Origin of the sequence: Cytobacillus firmus (assembly GCF_023657595.1) — a bacterium.
GTDB classification, from domain to species: Bacteria; Bacillota; Bacilli; order Bacillales; family Cytobacillaceae; genus Cytobacillus; species Cytobacillus firmus_B.
The window spans coordinates 59,226-78,642 of the sequence record NZ_CP098323.1 but is presented as its reverse complement, the minus strand read 5'-3'; the positions used below and the strand labels follow the sequence as shown (position 1 = coordinate 78,642).

The window sequence follows — 19,417 nt, the reverse complement described above, 5'->3', positions numbered from 1 at the left end:
CATATGAGTTGTTAGCATTTTCGACTGAAAGGAGGGGATTTATACATATAAACATGTCTCGATGAGCAAATTAATCAGTTGGCCTTTTGGCGGATGGCATGTACAGGGATGCTTGTCCATTTCGGTGTATTATGCTTAACCTTTGAGACCACCACTGTCATATCATCCTCTATATTTCCGGACCTTGACCTGATCACCTCTTCCATAATCAGATCGGCCACTTCCTGAGGATCATCCGTCTTCAGCTCGGAAATCTTGCGCTTCATCCACAAATCAAAATTCTCCACATGCTTCGGCCCTTCAAACACGCCATCACTCATCATGATCAATAAATCGCCGGCTTTGAGCTGCTCACTGACCACATCGACATCAAATTCCTGAATGATGCCCATCGGCAGGTTGCTGGCCTGAATTTTCATGACCTTAGGACCTCGTTTTACGAAACTTGGAGTTGATCCAATTTTCAAAAATTTTGCGTCAGCATTCTGCAGATCAATCATGGCCAGATCCAGGGTGGAAAAAATTTCGTCTGTGGTTCGTAAAGATAGAACGGAATTGACGGATTTAATAGCAACCTGCTCTTCAATGCCCGATTGTAGAATTTTCTGCAATAGCTGAAGTGTCTCCTGGCTTTCTGCATGGGCCCTTTCCCCATTGCCCATTCCATCACTGATGGCTATCGCATACTTTCCGCAGCCCAGCTCGATGGTGGAATAGCTGTCCCCGGACACTAAGCCGCCGTCCTTCGCAGCATGGGCCACGCCTGTTTCAACCACGAATGCCTTGGCTGACCGGAATGTGACATGGCAGTATCCATTCGGAAACGCGGCACATTCCTCTGAATTTACTAATATCGTTTCTCCCAAAATATCAGATAGCATCGGTGCAATGAGCTTTTCACATTCCCCATGTCCCTGGCAGTAGGGAATAGTCATATCAATGTCGACATTTCCCTGCTCCAGGCTGTAGATTTCCACCTGCTCGATATGAATGCCAAACTCCTGAAGCGCTTCAAGGATCTGTTCTTCCTGTTTATGATGATTTTCCCGCTCTCTCTGAATTTCCTTGGCAAAGTCACCCATCACCTCCGAAACACCCTTAAGCTGGTCGGCTACCAGCCTCCTGCTTTCCTGAACCTGTTTCTTCAGTCTTTGGTTCGCTTTATAATAAGTCAGCTCCTGCTGAACGGCTTCTGTCACTTTTTTCGATCTTGTGCAGTACTTTTCCCAATCCCTCGCAAGCTTTGGAGAAAGGGCACCTTCGTTGTTGTCCACATCATGCATAATATCCATCATATAGTCATAGGTTGTATTAAAGTTCTTTGACCAGCAGTGATCCTTCTTAAAGCAGGTCTGGCAGGTTTTTTCCGTTACATTGCTTAAGAAATAATCCACTTCCCTGTCACTGTCTTCTTCCCATTGGGACGGTTCATCATGGGAGGAAAAGCTTTTGGAAAGAGCCTGAAAGACGCTCGAAAACTGGGCAACGCGCTGTGCCGTCACATCACGCATTTTTCTCATATATTGCTGCTGTTCTGCGGCATATTCAGGTGTTCCCGGGATGTGCTTGGCCAATTTCAACGTTAAAGCCTGCGGGGTTAGTAAAAACAAAAGAATGGCTGCACCTGTTTCTGACAGAGTTTTCATGAGGTTTCCGCTGCCCTCTCCATACATGCCCATCAGGAGTGTCGCAACCAAAAGACCGAATGCCACACCAAACTTCCTGCCTTCTTTCAAAAGGCCGCCTAAAAGGCCCGCAAAAGCAAGCAGACTCATATGATAAAAGCTCGATATATTCGCAAGGGAGAAGATCAGTCCGGTTACCACCCCGACTGTCGAACCGACTGTAGCTCCTGCCACAAAGGCGAAGAGCAGGACCAGGTAGCGTGACATAATATGCTCCACCGAAAGATCATATACCGTCCAGCCGATCGTTCCCGTCATGACAGAAGCCAGCATAATGATCAGGCAGACGATTTCTTCGGTTTTCAGTGATTGTCTGCGTTTATTTATGGATAGAAGCGGCAATCCCTGCAGAAAAATAAGCGTCAGGATGAAACCAAGGCTTGATTCGACACCGGCCATCATGCCATCATATAAAGCCAGCTGGCCCTTCATAATGAAGGCCTCCAGGAGCTTGCCTGCCAAGAGAGTGAAAAATACATAAAAAGGCAGTGCCCTGATTTCATTAGACAGCCATTTCTTTGAGACCCGGAATGCAAATAAAAAGATGAAGGTAATTCCAAAAGCGGATACCGCATTAGATATGGATAATGTGGCGGCGCCAGCCATTAATCCCACCAGTGCCAGGGGCGCCTTATCTCTTCGTATGAAATATACCGCTGCAAAAAACGGAAGGCTAAATGGGGTAAGCTTCGCCAATATCAAGGCTCTTCCAAGCAAAAAGCCAATGATCAGCAGAACATAGCCTTTTTTCAGAAAGAAATTCTCCAGCCCTGATTGGAGCTTTTTTAAGCCTTTGGCAATATCCAGTTTCGGTTTGTTGAAGGGCACTTCCCCGATCGGCTCCATTACATTCCTTTCTACCTTTTCCATTAAACTACACTCCCCATATTTTTATCGTTGCTGACAATTATAAAATCAAGCGCTCCAGAAGTTTGTCAAAATAGCGGACAAGCCCTGGCTTTTCGTTCGACGGTTTTCCACTATATATGGGGATAGATAACAAGATTTAAAATGGAGCTTCCTGAGGTTCAGCTTAGTTCTGACAAAAAAAGTAAACAAACCGTTGGAATAAAAGCTTTCTGCGAAAAGCGAAGCATGGAAGAAATTGACGAAGAGGCAAGGGAGATATACGACATATTTCTTTTAATATCTTATTGACTTCCTTTTTAAAAATTTGTATTATAAATCTTGTGCTTCAGAGCACATCTAGTAATCTATTGAAATTTGGCGGTGTAGCTCAGCTGGCTAGAGCGTACGGTTCATACCCGTGAGGTCGGGGGTTCGATCCCCTCCGCCGCTATCAAAGAATGCGGAAGCGCCTCGGTCACCCCCGACCAGCACAAGACGATTCTCCCAGAAAGGTGTTCTTTACCTTTTTGGGAGGAGCGGCTTGTGACCTCGAGGGGGTAGGCGCTGAAGCTGGACTAAATGAAATGCGGAAGCTCGTTGTCCAAATTTATTATTATCCTGGCCCGTTGGTCAAGCGGTTAAGACACCGCCCTTTCACGGCGGTAACACGGGTTCGAATCCCGTACGGGTCATTTCAAAAGAGCGTCAGCCTTAGGCTGGCGTTTTTTTGATGGCTGAATTTGCGTTAAAAAGCACAAAAAAACAAGCCCAACCGGACTTGTTTTCCATCCTGCTATATAGATCGATCAGCAGCAAGTTAGCCTCGCTTAGCTCCTCTTCCTCCGCGTTTGGATTCAGTATGGCGTTTTAGCGATGACAGACGATCCTCGCTGTCCTTCAGGAAACGGGCCATTTTGGCTTCAAAGTTTTCTTTAGGGCGATGGTCATTTGATCGGTTATGGCGAGGGCGGCCAGAATTGGAATTCGGTCTGAATTCTTTTCTGTCTCCTCTTTCAGGTCTTTCAGAACGCTCAGGCCGGTCTTTTGCCTTTTTGATGGATAATCCAATCTTGCCGTCCTTTTCGACATTAATGACTTTTACTTCAACCACGTCACCCACTTTTAGGTGCTCATTAATATCTTTTACATATTTGTCAGCGACTTCACTTATGTGCACCAGACCGGTTGAGCCTTCCGGCAGCTCCACAAATGCTCCGAAATTTGTAATGCCTGTAACCTTTCCAGTTAACTTGCTGCCTGCTTCGATTGACATTAAAAAAACTGCCTCCTTGAAAGATATAAAGTGAAACTTCAATCAGTGGGGGTTTTCCTTATCCCCCACTGATTGTTAGTTGAACCAATCGGGCCTTTACGGGCAGTTTGATCCCCACTTATCCTCCTTTGATTCCTCAGAGTCTTGAAGTGGGGGTCTTACTGCCCGTTAGACTGCGATAAAGTGAAACTTTTTATATATTATACAGAAACCAAAAAAAGAGTGTCAATATAGCGTCAGTCGGCCTTTTTTTCTTTCTTCTTTTCTTTTTCCGCATCTTCTTCAGGGAGGTTAAAGATGATTTCGTTATTGTCAGATAGGAAATAATCCTTGCGGGCAAGCTTCGCGATATACTCATCATCATTCAGCTTAACAATTTCTTCTTCGAGCATAACTTCTTTTTTCTTCAGGTCAGAAAGCTCCTGATCCAGCCTGGTTTTCTCTTCCACTTTTTCTTCCAGAGCAGCAGACTGCGAAACGAGTGTTGTGATCATAAAAAATGAAACGACGGCTGCCAGTGTGAAAAATGCTGCTAATCTGCGAAATAAAAGCTTTTTCTTCCGGCCTGCACTGATCTCTGCTGCTTCCTGCTGTTTGACATAGCTGGTTTCCATTTTGGCTACATTTTTCTTCTTGGTGGCACTCACTTCCGCACTCCCTCCTTACTCTTTAGGTTTTTTCCACTTTGCTGTCCATTTTAAAACATAATTCTTTATCCGCTGTAAATATCCTGCCAATTTATTATATAACTTCTCGACTGTTTTTTTAATCTTTTTCGGCAAAAGTTTCCATAAAAGTGACAAAATCCATTTGACAGGCAGAAAAACGATCTTCAAGATGAACCAAAAGACTCGAAGTATAACTTTTAAAAGGGAATAAAGTCCTTTTCCAAGCATGACGGCAATCGCAATTAACGCCATAATCAGACCCTGGATGGGTTTATAAATGAGCAAAGTTAAGGTCTTCACGAAAAAGCGGTATATGGAGATCGCCATTCGGATGGATATCTCCAATACCCGCAGATACATTTTCTTAAATAAACTTTGATAAGCGGCAAACCCGCACAGCAAAGCAATGAAAATATAAAACCTCAGTTCACCCTTATTCACCAGGAATAAAATATAGAAGATTGCCAGACCCTGTACGATCCAAAAAAGAATATCATTAATGAAAACAAGCCAGCTTTTCCGCTTAGTCCTTTGCAGAAAACGATTATACGTATCAAGGGCAGCCCCAAATACACTTCCCATGCCAATCATCGCCAGCATGGTCACAAATTGAGTGGTCAGTGTCATCGGAACAACTTGCTAAAGAAACCTTTAGCTTTATCTCCATTCTGATCGTCAATATAAACAAGGTCAAATACCTTCCCTTTGATGGAAACAATTCCCTTGTCCACATCCAGATTCTTCATCTGCAGATTCTGCCCTCTAATCGCAAGGAACCCCATCACCGTCTCCAGCAAAAACTCTTCATTATCAAAGCTTTCCACCTGTTTAACACCCGTAATATCAATCAGCCTTCTGCCTCTCATAATGACATCATGTTCCTGAGTATTGGTTTTGTTTGAATTTGCCTCATAATATTGACTCATTATTCATCCCCCGCAATCACATAGTACAACCTTTTTGTACATGTTTATGAATGGGGGGATTAAAATAGAACAAGCCAACAAGAAAAGCGCAAGGCGCCCGCCTATCGGCGACAAGCATAAGACGAGCCGGCTGAAAGGTTGTTCTTTAACCTTTTAGACGGATTGAAAGAAATGTTGAGGCGACTGCCCAGGGACGACTAGCATAAGACGGTCCCTGTAAGAAGGTGTTTTTTCCTTCTGGAAGGGAGCGGCTTATGACCTCGAGTCCCTAGGAGCCGAAACAAGACAAGCTTATGACCTCGAGCCGATGGCGCCTGGAGCTAGACAGTTATCGAAGTTCAATGATATAAATTCTGATAATATAAGAAAAGCGGGAGCTCATACGTCTTATGCTTCCGATTCCACTTTTTCTTCCTTCACAATCGAGTACATGCCGGCCGCATCTTCCTTGCGGGTCGTTTCCTGCAGGCGTTCCACCTTAACCGTTACCAGCTTCTGGCCGAAGCGGACTTGTAGCTCATCTCCCACTTTAACAGTGGAGCTTGCTTTGGCCTGCTGTCCGTTTATCGTGATCCTTCCCTGATCAGAGACCTCTTTTGCCAATGTTCTTCTTTTGATAAGTCTTGATACTTTTAAAAATTTATCTAATCTCATGTAACGCCACTCCTCTATTAATAGCCTTTTGATTTTGCCTCATTCCAGAATTCATCAAGCTGTTCGAGCGTAAAGTCTTCAAATTTTCTGCCGCTCATCATTACCCGCTCTTCCACATACTTAAAGCGGCGGATGAACTTTTCATTTGTTTTTCTCACAGCGTCTTCGGCATCGATTTTATAAAAACGTGCAATATTCACAAGAGCGAACAGGATATCGCCAAATTCCGGCTCCATCTCCGGGCTGGAGTCCGCTGCTTCCTTTTCGAATTCGGCAATCTCTTCTTTTACCTTCTCCCAGGCAGGCTCAACTTCCTTCCAGTCAAAGCCTACTTTTGCTGCTTTCTTCTGAATTTCAGCCGCTCTCATTAAGTTCGGGAATGATTTCGGGACAGAATCCATCATGGATTCCTGTTTGTCACCCTTTTCTTCCTGCTTAATGCTCTGCCAATTTTTCAGGACATCTTCTTCATTTTCAGCCTGCACATCGCCAAAGACATGAGGATGGCGGCGGACCATTTTTTCGGAAAGGCCTTCAATCACATCATCAATGGCAAAATAGCCTTCATCCTCGCCGATTTGAGCATGAAGCATCACCTGGAGAAGGACATCGCCCAGTTCTTCCGTCATATGCTCGGTATCTTCATTATCAATCGCTTCAATCAGCTCATAGGCTTCTTCGATTAAATATTTCTTTAGTGATTCATGAGTTTGCTTTTTATCCCATGGACAGCCGTTTGGTCCGCGCAATTCAGCGATAATGCTGCGCAGTTTAGAAAAGTCTTTATAAAGGACAGTCTCATCTTTTACAGGGGGCACATATACGGAAGTTAAGTTATTCAGCTCCATATTATGATCCAATTCATGCAGCTGCACCTTTTTGATCACTTCTTCGCTGCTTCCGGCAGCTGTTACAATATAAACCTCGTAATCGTAAGGCAGTTTTTCCATCAATGTCAGCTTGACGTCACTCGCAATAAACTGATCATACACCTGTCCAATGATGACGTGCTGTACCACCTGAATTTCATCCCTTTTCAGATCGGTTCCATCCAGAAGCTGAAAACCTTCGATCGGATCGATCTTCAAAGACTGAAATAGAGGATCCAGGAAGCTTTGTCCTCCTCCAATGATAATCTCAATGCCTCTCTGCGGAGCCCGCTCTATGAGAAGCTGCACCGTACGCTCCGCAACAAGTGGATGCCCTGGAACTCCATATGTAATCTCTTTGGCAAGAGCTTCATTCAGGAGAAATTCACAAATCTCCTCATATACTTCTTCAAACTGCTCATGCTTTTCATAAATATGATCAAAAGACTGATACGTCAGCCCTTCTTGTTCGAGATCACGAAGAACCGGGTGCTCCTTAGTCCGCAGGTAAAGAGCCTCTGTATTTTTAAGCTGTCGATATACACCAAAAGGAAGCTGATTCAAATCTCCTGCTCCAAGTCCGAGGATGGTTATTTTTTTCATAAAGCGATTCATCTCCTAGTCTTTTTGGGAAGCAAGAACATGAGTTTGCTTCCAAGAGGCAGCAAAGCAAGCTCTTCCTCTTTAAAAGTATTGCCTTTAAACATGATATACAAATACGTAAAGCCTCCGAGCGCTACGCCGCTTAATGCCTGGAATCCGGCAAACGTTCTGCCCGGTTCCGGGATGGGCAGCAGTGCTGTCGCGTGCAGGTACAGCTGCAGAACAACTGACATTATTAGTGCTGCGAATCCAGCCGCTAATAGAAAGCGCAGTGAAATCAATGAAATTTTCAAGTATACCTGAAGCTTTCCTATAAGAAGCATGAGGACGGCCGTAAGGGCTATGCATGAGGCCACCGCTGCACCGATTGTGCCGTATGATGGCACCAATAGCGTATTCAGGATGAGTTTTGCCGCAAATCCAAGCAGAATGGCTCCTGCCGGGAAAAAGATGAATCCAAGTCCCTGTAAAATGCCGGTAATGGTGATGATCAGGCTGCTCAGCAAAATCAGCAGACTGAGAATCGCCAGGACATCCGATCCTGATGAGTTTTCAAACAGCATAATATTTGCAGGCTTTATGATATTCCAGAGCCCAACGGTTGCCGCAGCTCCGACCAGAATGCCGATTTGAAGGGCAAGCCTGATTTTACTATGAAGGAATGCGGGCTGATTTTTCATTTTTTCTTTGGAAATGAGCGGCACCAGCGACAAGGACATGGATGTTGCCACGACAATGCCCAGCTGGACAATCGGCTGTCCGCGGTCATACACGCCTTTTAGCGCCTTGGCCTCTTCCCCTTCAATTCCGGATGCCAAGAGGAGCGAGTATAAATTAAACGAATCTGCCAGCTGAATGAAAATAAGCACCAGACTGCTGATGCAGATGGCAAATCCCTGTATGATAATCGTTTTCGCCAGCTTGCCGCCTTGTTTAAAATCAATTGAAATGGAGGACGGCAGGCTTTTTCTTTCTTTTATATAAAAAAAAGTAATTAAAATCAGGACGGCGATGACTCCGCCGGTAACAGCCCCGAACATGGCCCCGCCTCCCACCATGTAGAGGGAATTTCCTCCCTTAACCAGCAGATAAGCGGCAAGCAGGATCGTAACGACCCTGATAAGCTGTTCTCCTACCTGGGAAACCGCGGTTGGAACCATGTCCCCTTTCCCTTGAAAATATCCCCGGAAGAGAGACAGAATGGGAAAAAGAAGAAACACGGCTGCCACCACTCTTAGCAGAATTGCCAGCTGCGGATCGCCCATCCTGACAGCCAGCCAGTCCGAGCCCCAATACAGGATGGAAAACCCGATAAAACCTATTATGAATAGAACAAAGGCAGATACGGCAAATAAATTTTGAATATCCTGCTCTTTCTTTAGAGCAGCCTGTTCGGCATAAAGCTTAGAAATAATGACCGGAAACCCGTATGTAGATAACACAATGATGATTCCATAGAACGGATAAACCTGCTGATATATATAAAACCCCACATCCCCGACAATATTCTGAAAGGGGACCCGGTAAATAGCGCTTAAAATTTTTGTAATCAAGGCAGCGACAGTCAGGATAAACGCACCTCTAAACAAATCGCCGGATGTCTGAACGGGCCTCAGGTTGCCCATCTCCTTCCAATTGAATTCGAAAGTATTATAGCATATTGGGGCTTTGTGCGGGATTTTTCGGTTGTGCACGGATGCTTCTTTGCACTGAGTTTACACGCCAAAGAAAAAAGGCAGCATTCCGCTACCCCTTTCATTAAGTATTCATTTTTATGATTCCATTTGTCTGGCAAGGAAGCCTGCTGCTGTTTCAACTGCTTTTTGTTCCACGTCGCCAAGTGAATCTTCTTTTGCAAAAATGATAACTGCACCAATTGGGTCGCCGTTTGCAATGATAGGGCCAATTGTATAAGCAGAGGAAGATTCAGTGTTCCCGTCCACCAGTGAAATATCGCCTGACTGGTTTACCAGTACTGAACTGCGTTCTTCCATTGTTTTTTCAACAAGATCGCTTATATTCTTGTTTAAATAGTCCTTTTTAGAACCGCCTGCAACAGCAATGTAAGTATCTCTGTCACAGATTAACACTGGATTTCCCAGGCTGTCATATAATGCTTCTGCATATTCTTTTGCAAAATCGCTCAGTTCACTGATTGGTGAATATTTCTTTAAGATGACTTCTCCATCACGATCTACGAAAATCTCCAGCGGGTCCCCCTCACGAATACGCAATGTTCTGCGGATTTCTTTAGGAATGACTACACGACCCAAATCATCGATACGACGAACTATACCTGTTGCTTTCATCCAACGTTGCCTCACTTTCATCTGATGATTTAATAGAAAAGCGGAAGCGCCCATCAAGATGTATGAACATCTGCTAAAAACCGCCACGTCCTGTGGCGAACGCAGATGCCAGCACATCCTGTGCCAGTCCGACAAGCATAAGACGAATCACGCAGGAAATCCTGATTTCTGGAGTGATTTGGCTTATGACTCGAGGGGCTAGGCGCTGGAGCTAGACATTCTCTTCAGCGCCAGCACTTGCTCTTTCCTCTTCTGGCTATGATCCATAATTGGGAGAAAATGAATGCATCGCCATGTTTGAACTTAGTATCTTTCATATGGAAAGTTATATACGTGCACAAAAACTTTTTCTCGTAGATGTTATTCATTCCATTTCCGGATAAACATTCCAAATGGTCTTCGTTTAAAAATACCCTTGTCAGAACGAGATAAACATTTCTAATATTTCATTTTTTTGACAGATTGATGTCCAAGAGTTACGCAGTTGGATGTTCTTGTTCCTTCTTAGCTTCCTGCATTCCCTTAATCACTTCGTAGGCAATGTTGAGCCATTCATTTGTTTTGACGCCTTTAATATGGAGGACTGCTTTCAGCTTCTTTCCATCCATGCCCAGGCCGATCATCCGCCCGTATTTGCTGGTGATCTGGAAAATCTTCTGTCCGTCTATATGTTCGCTGGCCTTTTCAGATAAAAGAATCAGCACTTCTTGTTTGGATTGCTTAACTATCTCGACTCCTGCCATTTCACCATAAGCCTTCATTTCGGCAATCTGAAATAAGTAGCCTACCTCATCCGGATATTCGCCAAAACGGTCGATCATTTCATCCTGAAGCTCTTCTACATCTTCAAGAGAGGAAATGCCGCGGAATCGCTTATACATTTCAATTTTCTGATGGCCATCAGACAAGTAGAAATCAGGAATATAGGCATCAACATCCAGATCAATTTCAATTTTAGCCGGCTTTTCTTCGATGCCATCCAGCTTATCTTTCCGTTCTTCAATCGCTTCTTTCAGCATTTGCGAATACAGATCAAAACCGACGGAGTCGATAAATCCATGCTGTTCAGCTCCAAGCAGATTGCCTGCGCCCCTGATGGATAAATCCCGCATGGCAATTTTGAAGCCTGAACCGAGCTCCGTAAATTCCTTGATGGCCTGAAGCCGCTTTTCAGCTACTTCTGTTAATACTTTATCTTTTCGATACGTAAAATACGCGTAGGCAACCCTGTTGGAACGGCCAACCCGGCCCCTGAGCTGATAAAGCTGGGACAGACCCATTTTGTCTGCATCATGGACAATCAGCGTGTTGACATTTGGAATATCAACGCCTGTTTCAATAATCGTTGTGCTGACGAGAACATCGGACTCGCCTTCAAGGAAGCTTAACATAACAGATTCTAACTCATTTTCCGTCATTTTCCCATGGGCATATGTTACCCTTGCATCTGGAACCAGCATGGATATTTCCTCGGCTTTTCGTTCTATATCCTCCACCCGGTTATATAGAAAATAGACCTGTCCATCCCGCGCCAGTTCCCTTTCAATGGCCTCACGAACCAGTGCACCATTGTATTCCATCACATAGGTTTGAACCGGGAATCGGTTTTCAGGCGGTGTTTCAATAACTGAAAGATCCCTGACGCCAAGCATTGACATATGAAGGGTTCTCGGGATTGGCGTGGCTGTCAGAGTAAGGACATCTACATTGGTCTTAAGCTGCTTGATCTTTTCTTTATGTGTCACACCAAAGCGCTGCTCTTCATCAATAATGAGCAGGCCTAAATCTCTATACTGGATATCCTTTGATAAAATCCGGTGTGTGCCGACAACTACGTCAATAGTCCCTGCCTTTAAGCCCTTTAGCGTTTCGGTCTGCTGCTTTTTTGTTCTGAATCGGCTTAATAGCCCGATTTCGATCGGGTAATCCTGGAATCGTTCTCTCATTGTTTCATAGTGCTGCTGAGCAAGGATAGTCGTCGGTACGAGGATGGCAACCTGCTTTCCATCTGCAATTGCCTTAAAGGCGGCACGAATGGCCACTTCTGTTTTCCCATAGCCCACATCTCCGCATAATAAGCGGTCCATCGGGCGCTCCCTCTCCATATCCTTCTTAATTTCATGGATGGAGCGGATCTGGTCCTCTGTTTCCTGGTAAGGGAAGGCCGCTTCAAACTCTCTTTGCATATCCCCATCCGGATTGAAGGCATAGCCTTTTGATGCCTCGCGCTCTGCATAAAGCTTGATCAGATCATCCGCAATATCCTGAACAGATGATTGAACCTTCTTCTTAACACGCTTCCAGTCGTTTCCGCCCAGCTTGTAAATTTTAGGCTCTTTTGCTTCGGAGCCGACATATTTCTGGACAAGATCAATCTGCTCCACCGGCACATACAGCTTGTCGCTGCCCTGGTAGCGGATATGGAGATAATCTTTATGGACTCCATTAATCTCAAGGGTTTCAATCCCCAGGTACTTTCCGATCCCGTGATTGACGTGAACGACATAGTCCCCAACCTTCAGTTCGGAATAGCTTTTGATTCTTTCCGCATTTGAAAGCTTTTGCCTGCGGGCCTTCTTTTTCGTGCGTTTGTTAAAAAGCTCTTCTTCCGTAATAACGGCCAGCTTTTGCCCTGGAAGCTCAAATCCGGTCTGCAGACTGCCCTCTGTAATTTGGATTTTCCCTGTTAAAACCGGGTCATTCTCACTCACAAATGCTGCTTCAATCTCGTAGTCTTCAAGCACTCTTTGCAGTTTTTTGATCCGCTCTTCATCAGGACCCAGGAATACGACCGAATATCTGCCCTTTTTCCATCTGTCCAGCTCGCTTTTCAGCACATGCATCTGTCCATGGAAATTCTGCATCTGTTTGCAGGTGACATTAATGATGTTTTGCGGGTTGGTATTCGGTACATGTCTCAGGAACAGCGACATATACGTAATCGGATGCCTGGAGCGGTGCAAAAACTCTTTTAACGTGTGTGACACCTTCACATCATGAATGATCTGGCCTTCACCTAAAAGGCTTGTATACCACTCAGCCTCTTCCTTATCCAGGGAGTCGTTCATTTCCTGAACACGGCTGATTTCATCAATGAAAATTAAGCCATTGGCAGGGAGATAGTCTACTAAACTACTTCCTTCCTCAAAGGCAAATGAAAGGTATTTGAAAAGCTGTTCAGGCTTGTTCCCCATTCGCAGCTGTTCTAATTCGTAGCCAACATTCTGGGCCAGCTGCGTTTTCGCTTTATCGTCTTTCAATTTTTTCAGGCTTGATCCCAAACCTTTTTCCAGTTTTTCAATTATGGTCTGGAAGTGCTCTGAATCAATAGGAATTTCGGTTGCAGGTCCAATCGAAATCTCGGTTAACTTTTCTTTTGATCTCTGGTCCTCCAAAGAAAATGTCCGGATCGAATCCACTTCCGTATCAAACAGCTCAATCCTTACCGGATCCGCTTCAGTCAGTGGATAGATATCAATGATCCCGCCCCTGACACTGAATTCTCCTGGCGAAGAAACCATCTCCGAACGGACATAGCCCATCTGAACAAATTTTTTTAATTGATCATCAGTCAAATCATCGCCTATTTTTAAAGACAGCTGGTAGTTTGTCCAGTGGTTTGGAGGCGGAAGAATTTTTCTTAGCCCAGCCATCGGGACAATCATGATACCTGTCTTATGTGTACTCCAATAATTTAAAGCCTCAATCCGCTGGGCCTTTAACTCTGGACTTGCAATCCCCATTTCAGCTGCGATCAATTCATTGGCAGGATACAAAAACACTTCTGATTCTCCTGCCAGATTGACGATATCATCATATAGCTTCTGTGCCTGCAGAAGGTTGTGCGTCACAACAAGCATCGGCCTTCCCGATTGCTCATATATGGAAGACAAAAACAAGGTGCGTGCCGATCCTGATAAACCGGCAAGCATCTGCTCCCTCAGCCCTTCTTCAATGCCAGACAAGATGGAACTTACATCATCCTGCCGGCTAATAATCTCTTTAAGACCAAACATGAAAGCCCCTCCTAAAACGAAAAGCGCAAGCGCCTTGATCACCCCCGACTCCTCGAGGGGGTAGGCGCTGGAGCTAGACAGTTCTCAATATTCAAAGTTTCTTTTATTTTTCAAAAGCGTAAGCGCCTTGCCCACCCCCGACTCCTTGAGGGGGTAGGCGCTGAAGCTAGACAGTTCTCAACGTTAAAATTGTACTTTCTTATCTTTTTAGAATAGCGCAAGCGCCTTGATCACCCCCGAATCCTCGAGGGGCCAGGCACTTGAGCTAGGCAAAATTTCATTTCTTTTATAAAAGCGCTCCGGCAGTAAAACCACCAAAAGGCAGATGTCATTCCAGGCCCCATTGAACCGGAAAACTGACAGTCTGCAAAATCCATTTTCCTATCATTAATCTTACTAAATAAAATAAGGATCCAACAAGAAACTATAGAACGGTTTCTATTAAATTTAATGATGCCTCAAAACAGAAATAGAAAAACGCTTTGGATTGCCTCCAAAGCTTGTTAATGAATAATAAAGTCCTGCTGATGATAATCCGGATTGCGTTCAAGTGATTCCTGGCAATCCTCACAGATCGCTCTTACATGCATATCTCCTGATTGGTCATATGAGATCATCTCCTGGCGTTCCTGATCGTTTAGCTTATGGAAGCCAAGCTGCTCTGAGTAAACAGAGCTGTTCTCTATTGAACCAATCTTTGTTCCGCAATGACGGCAATGATAATGAATAGCCATGCCTGTCCCTCCCGTTAAACTGTCCATATATCCTAGTATGGACTCCGGGCAGGGAAATTATTCACGCATCCGGCGCTGCTGCCAAAGGTGAGATACATTATTCTATGAAAAGATTAATAAAATATGAAGATTATTGATTAAAATCGTTCATAACCTGTAAAAATGGTTTTCTGAACCATTCCTCACAGGCCTCTGCGCACTTTTTAGCCGTTTCGTCCATGATGGCCTGTTCTTCTTTCGTGAATCGGCCGAGCACATAGTCCGGCACCTTCATGCCGCTTGGCGGACGGTCGATCCCGACTCGGATTCTGTTAAATTCCTGTGTTCCCAGATGTGCAATTGTCGACTTGATCCCATTGTGGCCGCCTGCGCTCCCTTTTTGGCGGAGCCGGATCTTGCCCACAGGAAGATCCAGATCATCATAGATGACCACAAGTTCATCATCATTAATCTCGAAGTAATCCATAACTGCCCGGATGGACTCTCCGGATAAATTCATATATGTAAGTGGCTTAAGCAAAAAGACTTTTTCCCCATTCACATACCCTGTGCCAAATACGCCTTTCAGCTTGGCCTGATTCAGAGGAATATTCAGCCGGTCGGATAAAACATCAATCACATCAAAGCCAATATTGTGCCTGGTTTTATCATACTGCTTGCCGGGATTCCCCAGCCCTACAATTAACTTCATTTTCTCACCCCATATTAGAAAAGCGCAAGTGCGCCTGTGAATTACCTGGCGTGTGCGCTGAGTTCATCTATTCTCTTTTTTATTATAGTAGAAAGTGTGTGGTTCGGTAAGAAGATTCTGTTTGGATGATGCCGGTTTGGACTCTGCGCGCGCTTTTTTCGGTCTCTCTGTCCGAAGTTGGGAAAGGTTCGGACTCTGACAACACTTTTTCCGATTTCTGTGTCTGAAGTTGGGACGGGTTCGGACTATGCGTGCGGTTTTCTGCTTTTTGTGTCCGAAGTTGAACCAGGTTCGGACTCTGACAACACTTTTTCCGCTTTCTGTGTCCGAAGTTGGACAAGGTTCCGACTCTAACGACTCTTTTCCTGCTTTCTGTGTCCGAAGTTGGACCAGGTTCCGACTCTAACGACTCTTTTTTCGCTTTTTGTGTCCGAAGTTGGACCAGGTTCCGACTCTAACAACTCTTTTCCTGCTTTTTGTGTCCGAAGTTGAACCAGGTTCAGACTCTAACGACTCTTTTCCTGCTTTCTGTGTCCGAAGTTGGACAAGGTTCCGACTCTAACAACTCTTTTCCTGCTTTTTGTGTCCGAAGTTGAACCAGGTTCGGACTCTGACAACACTTTTTCCGCTTCCTCTGTCCGAAGCTGCCCCAGGCTGTCCAAAGCCGGGCCAATGCAGGCTCATTTCAAACCCAAGCAAACAGGGGCTTGCCATAGTGCAAAGCCCCTGTAAGAATAGCTTCTCCCGAGCTTATTCTTCGCCTGATTTATCTTCATCTGCTGTTGTTTCTCTGCCTTCTTCATTTTCAGGTGTGCCCGCTTCCTGTTCTTCACCGCTGTTGATTTCTTCTTCCTGTCTTGGAGGAAGGATGGAAGCGATAACTGTGTCTTCTTCATTGTTTATTTCATAGCCCCGATTTACTTTGATATCGGCGACTGTCAGGGTTTCATTTACCTGGAGGTTCGTTACATCCACTTCAACAGAGGATGGAATATTATTCGGTGTCGCTGTGACTGAGACTTCATGCATGGATTGCTGCATAACGCCTCCATCTTTCACACCTGCTGCATCTCCAGTTAAGACGACGCGTACATCTGCCGTCATTTCCTTATTCATATCTACCGCAAGAAAATCCGCATGGACAATTTCATTTCTAATTGGATTGGATTGGTAGTCACTTAGCACCACTTCATGCTTGCTGCCATCTACATCTAATGAAAATACGCCGTTTCTGCCTACTTCCTTTATCGTCTTCAGAAAATCGGCTTCACTTAAGTAGATTGATTTGCTTTGCAGCTTTGAACCATACACAACGGCCGGAATATTCCCTTCCCTGCGCAGTGAGGTTAAGTTAGAGTTGCGTGAACCTTTTCTTTCTTTTGCCTGCAATACAGCTGTCATAAAAACGTCCCCTTCCTCATTTTAAAAATAGTCTTGTCTATATAAAAAAATGCCCTAAAATGAGGAAGTCTAAACGTTTTTGTTTTTTACAGATTTATTATTTTTCACAAAGAACGCAAATCAGGCTTGCTTTGCAGCAAGCCTGGGCAGTTATTTTATGACCGATCAATCAAACAGAGTGCTGACAGATTGCTCTTCATGAACGCGGATGATCGCTTCACCGATCAGCGGTGCTACGGAAAGTTCGACAATCTTGTCTGTTTTCTTCTCTTCCGGAAGAGTGATTGAGTTTGTTACAACCAATTCTTTGATGGTTGAGTTTTCAATTCTTTCGATGGCAGGTCCGGATAGAACCGGGTGTGTACAGCATGCATACACTTCTGATGCACCGTTTTCGATCAGGGCATTTGCTGCTAGTGTAATCGTTCCGGCAGTATCAATGATATCGTCGATTAAGATGGCCGTTTTTCCATCGATGTTCCCTACAATGTTCATGACTTCAGCCACATTTGGTCTTGGACGGCGCTTGTCAATGATGGCAATCGGCGCTTTTAAGCGGTCAGCCATTTTACGCGCACGTGTTACACCGCCGTGGTCAGGTGACACGATTACGATGTCGCTATCCATCATTTTGTTCTTAAAGTAATCAGAAAGGATTGGCACACCCATTAAATGATCGATAGGAATATCGAAGAATCCTTGAATTTGCGGCGCATGCAGGTCAAGTGTAATCACACGGGTTGCACCAGCAGTTTCCAAAAGGTTTGCTGCAAGCTTAGCTGTAATCGGCTCACGCGCTCTTGCTTTGCGGTCCTGGCGAGCATAGCCATAGTAAGGCATTACGATGTTGATGGTCTTGGCAGATGCACGCTTAAGAGCATCGATCATGATCAAAAGCTCCATTAAATGCTCATTGACAGGAGAGCTCGTAGACTGAATTACATACACATCGCATCCGCGGATGCTTTCTTCAATGTTAATTTGGATTTCGCCGTCGCTGAAGCGCGTTACGGAACACTTACCAAGCTCCACACCAATCACATTGGCGATTTCTGCAGCCAGCTTGCGGTTTGAATTTAAACTGAACACCTTTAAATTTGGATCTAAATACTGGTTTGACATTTTGGGCCTCCATCGATTTATTTCTTACAAATAGAAAGTTCGGTTTATTTTTTAATGTTTAAGTTTTGCGTGTAATTTTCCTTGTTCACCTGGCGTGCACGGGCAATGGAAAGGGCTTCTCCCGGCACATCTTCAGTAATTGTCGAGCCTGCTGCTACATATGCACCTTCCCCGATCGTTACCGGTGCCACGAGATTGGAGTTGCATCCAATGAATACACCGTCTTCGATTTTGGTCAGGTACTTATTTTTGCCGTCATAATTAACAGTGATTGAGCCGCAGCCCAGGTTAACATCCTTGCCTACTTCTGCGTCGCCAATATAGCTTAGGTGAGAGGCTTTGCTTCCTTTTCCGAAAACAGACTTCTTCACTTCAACAAAGTTGCCGATTTTCACTTCATCATGAATATCTGATTGCGGACGAATGTGAGCAAACGGCCCAATATTCACTTGTGAACCGATATGGCTGTCATGCGCTGCAGACTGGCGGATCACTGTGCCTTCTCCAATATGGCAATCAGAAATCTCCGTATTTGGTCCGATCACACACTCAGAACCAATGATGGTATTGCCGGAAATGATGGTTCCAGGGTAAAGAACTGTATCTGAGCCAATTTTCACATCCGCTCCAATATATGTGTTTGACGGATCGATAATGGTCACGCCGTTACGCATATGTTCTTCATTAATCCGCTGTTTCATGAATGATTCTGCCTGGGATAAGGCTACACGGTCATTGACACCCAGAGTCTCGCCAAAATCAGCTGTCTGGTAAGCCGTAACGACCTCACCTTCATTTTTCAGAATCTCAATTACATCCGGAAGGTAATATTCACCCTGCACATTATCATTTGTTACTTTGCTCAAGGCTTCAAACAAAGCCTTATTATCAAAGCAATAAGTTCCAGTATTGATTTCTTTTATTTTGCGTTCTTCCTCGGAAGCATCTTTCTGTTCAACGATTTTTTCAACCATCCCCATGTCATTGCGGATCACGCGTCCATATCCGAATGGGTTATCCGCATGAGCTGTTAAAATAGTCGCTTTGGCAGAAAGCTCTTCATGATGCTTGAAAAGCGCTTCCATCGTTTCATGTCTGATGAGCGGTGTATCTCCGCAGACAACGATGGTCACACCATCTTTGCCTTCAAGCATTTGGCGGGCCTGCATAACCGCATGTGCGGTGCCAAGCTGCTCCTCCTGAAGAGCATATTTGCTGCTGGAGCCAAGCTGCTGCTCCACCATTTCCGCTCCGTGTCCAGTGATTGTGACAATTTCCTTTATGTTAAGCTTTGTAACTTGATCAACAACATGTTGAACCATCGGTTTGCCGCATACAGGGTGAAGAACTTTGTAAAGCTTTGACTTCATTCTTGTCCCCTGGCCTGCGGCTAAAATAACCGCGTATCGATTAGACATTTACAGGCCTCCAATTTAACCTTTTTATCCATAACGAATATATCTTAAATGGGCTCTTATTTCAAGAATTGATGACAAAGTACATATATTTGTCATTACCTTAAACAGTATTTATTTAAAAATTGGTTTACTACTTTTAGATAAAGGGTAAAGAGGAAGAAAAGAAAAAGCCCTAAGCGCCGCCATTAACAAGGGGCTT

The 19,417-nt window shown here is 44.6% G+C and carries 15 protein-coding genes and 2 tRNA genes; 2 read left to right on the top strand and 15 right to left on the bottom strand.

Annotated features, from left to right (window positions below):
- Positions 1 to 74: 74 nt before the first annotated feature.
- Positions 75 to 2,555: a stage II sporulation protein E gene (spoIIE, locus tag NAF01_RS00385; protein ID WP_197249096.1), complete on the bottom strand. Its 2,481-nt coding sequence runs from the start codon at positions 2,553 to 2,555 to the stop codon at positions 75 to 77.
- Between the two features lie 356 nt (positions 2,556 to 2,911).
- Here spoIIE and NAF01_RS00380 point away from each other — a divergent pair.
- Both NAF01_RS00380 and NAF01_RS00375 read left to right on the top strand, forming a co-directional pair.
- A tRNA-Met gene (locus NAF01_RS00380) sits at positions 2,912 to 2,985 on the top strand.
- A 169-nt stretch (positions 2,986 to 3,154) separates the two neighbouring features.
- Positions 3,155 to 3,226: transfer RNA gene (locus tag NAF01_RS00375), tRNA-Glu, on the top strand.
- A gap of 125 nt (positions 3,227 to 3,351) precedes the next feature.
- On the opposite strand, the gene NAF01_RS00370 is transcribed toward NAF01_RS00375, so the two are convergent.
- The 14 genes from NAF01_RS00370 to glmU all read right to left on the bottom strand — a co-directional run bounded on the left by NAF01_RS00370 (position 3,352) and on the right by glmU (position 19,218).
- Positions 3,352 to 3,807: a S1 domain-containing RNA-binding protein gene (locus NAF01_RS00370; RefSeq protein ID WP_163145272.1), complete on the bottom strand. Its 456-nt coding sequence runs from the start codon at positions 3,805 to 3,807 to the stop codon at positions 3,352 to 3,354.
- Positions 3,808 to 4,043: 236 nt separating this feature from the next.
- A complete protein-coding gene (locus NAF01_RS00365; protein ID WP_048009794.1) occupies positions 4,044 to 4,454 on the bottom strand; it encodes an FtsB family cell division protein in 411 nt (136 codons plus the stop codon).
- Positions 4,455 to 4,469: 15 nt separating this feature from the next.
- The gene (gene yabQ, locus NAF01_RS00360; RefSeq protein WP_048009793.1) at positions 4,470 to 5,102 is read right to left on the bottom strand and encodes a spore cortex biosynthesis protein YabQ; all 633 of its coding nucleotides are present in this window, start codon (positions 5,100 to 5,102) and stop codon (positions 4,470 to 4,472) included.
- Entirely contained in the window at positions 5,099 to 5,401 is a 303-nt protein-coding gene (gene yabP, locus NAF01_RS00355) for a sporulation protein YabP (RefSeq protein WP_197249098.1), read from the bottom strand. The genes yabQ and yabP overlap by 4 nt, the downstream gene beginning before the upstream one ends.
- Positions 5,402 to 5,788: 387 nt before the next feature.
- On the bottom strand, positions 5,789 to 6,055 hold the full coding sequence (locus NAF01_RS00350; protein ID WP_035332980.1) for an RNA-binding S4 domain-containing protein: 267 nt from the start codon (positions 6,053 to 6,055) through the stop codon (positions 5,789 to 5,791).
- Between the two features lie 17 nt (positions 6,056 to 6,072).
- Positions 6,073 to 7,527, bottom strand: a complete 1,455-nt coding sequence (mazG, locus tag NAF01_RS00345; protein WP_250801537.1) for a bifunctional methyltransferase/pyrophosphohydrolase YabN — start codon at positions 7,525 to 7,527, stop codon at positions 6,073 to 6,075.
- Positions 7,528 to 7,535: 8 nt separating this feature from the next.
- The gene (locus NAF01_RS00340) at positions 7,536 to 9,143 is read right to left on the bottom strand and encodes a putative polysaccharide biosynthesis protein (RefSeq protein WP_250802404.1); all 1,608 of its coding nucleotides are present in this window, start codon (positions 9,141 to 9,143) and stop codon (positions 7,536 to 7,538) included.
- A 156-nt stretch (positions 9,144 to 9,299) separates the two neighbouring features.
- Entirely contained in the window at positions 9,300 to 9,836 is a 537-nt protein-coding gene (gene spoVT, locus NAF01_RS00335; protein ID WP_009336655.1) for a stage V sporulation protein T, read from the bottom strand.
- A 476-nt stretch (positions 9,837 to 10,312) separates the two neighbouring features.
- A complete protein-coding gene (gene mfd / locus NAF01_RS00330) occupies positions 10,313 to 13,852 on the bottom strand; it encodes a transcription-repair coupling factor (protein WP_250801532.1) in 3,540 nt (1,179 codons plus the stop codon).
- A 503-nt stretch (positions 13,853 to 14,355) separates the two neighbouring features.
- On the bottom strand, positions 14,356 to 14,586 hold the full coding sequence (locus NAF01_RS00325; protein WP_048009787.1) for an anti-sigma-F factor Fin: 231 nt from the start codon (positions 14,584 to 14,586) through the stop codon (positions 14,356 to 14,358).
- Between the two features lie 130 nt (positions 14,587 to 14,716).
- Positions 14,717 to 15,277 (bottom strand): aminoacyl-tRNA hydrolase, encoded by a 561-nt coding sequence (pth, locus tag NAF01_RS00320; RefSeq protein WP_163145142.1) that lies wholly within the window; start codon positions 15,275 to 15,277, stop codon positions 14,717 to 14,719.
- Between the two features lie 750 nt (positions 15,278 to 16,027).
- Positions 16,028 to 16,678, bottom strand: coding sequence for a 50S ribosomal protein L25/general stress protein Ctc (locus NAF01_RS00315; RefSeq protein ID WP_197249101.1), 651 nt, complete (start codon positions 16,676 to 16,678; stop codon positions 16,028 to 16,030).
- A gap of 165 nt (positions 16,679 to 16,843) precedes the next feature.
- Complete coding sequence (locus NAF01_RS00310; RefSeq protein ID WP_048009784.1) at positions 16,844 to 17,800, bottom strand: ribose-phosphate diphosphokinase; 957 nt, start codon at positions 17,798 to 17,800, stop codon at positions 16,844 to 16,846.
- A gap of 44 nt (positions 17,801 to 17,844) precedes the next feature.
- Positions 17,845 to 19,218 (bottom strand): bifunctional UDP-N-acetylglucosamine diphosphorylase/glucosamine-1-phosphate N-acetyltransferase GlmU, encoded by a 1,374-nt coding sequence (gene glmU, locus NAF01_RS00305; RefSeq protein ID WP_048009783.1) that lies wholly within the window; start codon positions 19,216 to 19,218, stop codon positions 17,845 to 17,847.
- Between the last annotated feature and the right edge of the window lie 199 nt (positions 19,219 to 19,417).

Excerpts from the sequence above, each read along its gene's own strand:
- spoIIE (WP_197249096.1), bottom strand. The coding sequence starts at position 2,555 with ATGGAAAAGGTAGAAAGGAATGTAATGGAGCCGATCGGGGAAGTGCCC.
- NAF01_RS00370 (WP_163145272.1), bottom strand. The coding sequence starts at position 3,807 with ATGTCAATCGAAGCAGGCAGCAAGTTAACTGGAAAGGTTACAGGCATT.
- yabQ (WP_048009793.1), bottom strand. The coding sequence starts at position 5,102 with ATGACACTGACCACTCAATTTGTGACCATGCTGGCGATGATTGGCATG.
- yabP (WP_197249098.1), bottom strand. The coding sequence starts at position 5,401 with ATGAGTCAATATTATGAGGCAAATTCAAACAAAACCAATACTCAGGAA.
- NAF01_RS00350 (WP_035332980.1), bottom strand. The coding sequence starts at position 6,055 with ATGAGATTAGATAAATTTTTAAAAGTATCAAGACTTATCAAAAGAAGA.
- mazG (WP_250801537.1), bottom strand. The coding sequence starts at position 7,527 with ATGAAAAAAATAACCATCCTCGGACTTGGAGCAGGAGATTTGAATCAG.
- spoVT (WP_009336655.1), bottom strand. The coding sequence starts at position 9,836 with ATGAAAGCAACAGGTATAGTTCGTCGTATCGATGATTTGGGTCGTGTA.
- mfd (WP_250801532.1), bottom strand. The coding sequence starts at position 13,852 with ATGTTTGGTCTTAAAGAGATTATTAGCCGGCAGGATGATGTAAGTTCC.
- NAF01_RS00325 (WP_048009787.1), bottom strand. The coding sequence starts at position 14,586 with ATGGCTATTCATTATCATTGCCGTCATTGCGGAACAAAGATTGGTTCA.
- pth (WP_163145142.1), bottom strand. The coding sequence starts at position 15,277 with ATGAAGTTAATTGTAGGGCTGGGGAATCCCGGCAAGCAGTATGATAAA.
- NAF01_RS00315 (WP_197249101.1), bottom strand. The coding sequence starts at position 16,678 with ATGACAGCTGTATTGCAGGCAAAAGAAAGAAAAGGTTCACGCAACTCT.
- NAF01_RS00310 (WP_048009784.1), bottom strand. The coding sequence starts at position 17,800 with ATGTCAAACCAGTATTTAGATCCAAATTTAAAGGTGTTCAGTTTAAAT.
- glmU (WP_048009783.1), bottom strand. The coding sequence starts at position 19,218 with ATGTCTAATCGATACGCGGTTATTTTAGCCGCAGGCCAGGGGACAAGA.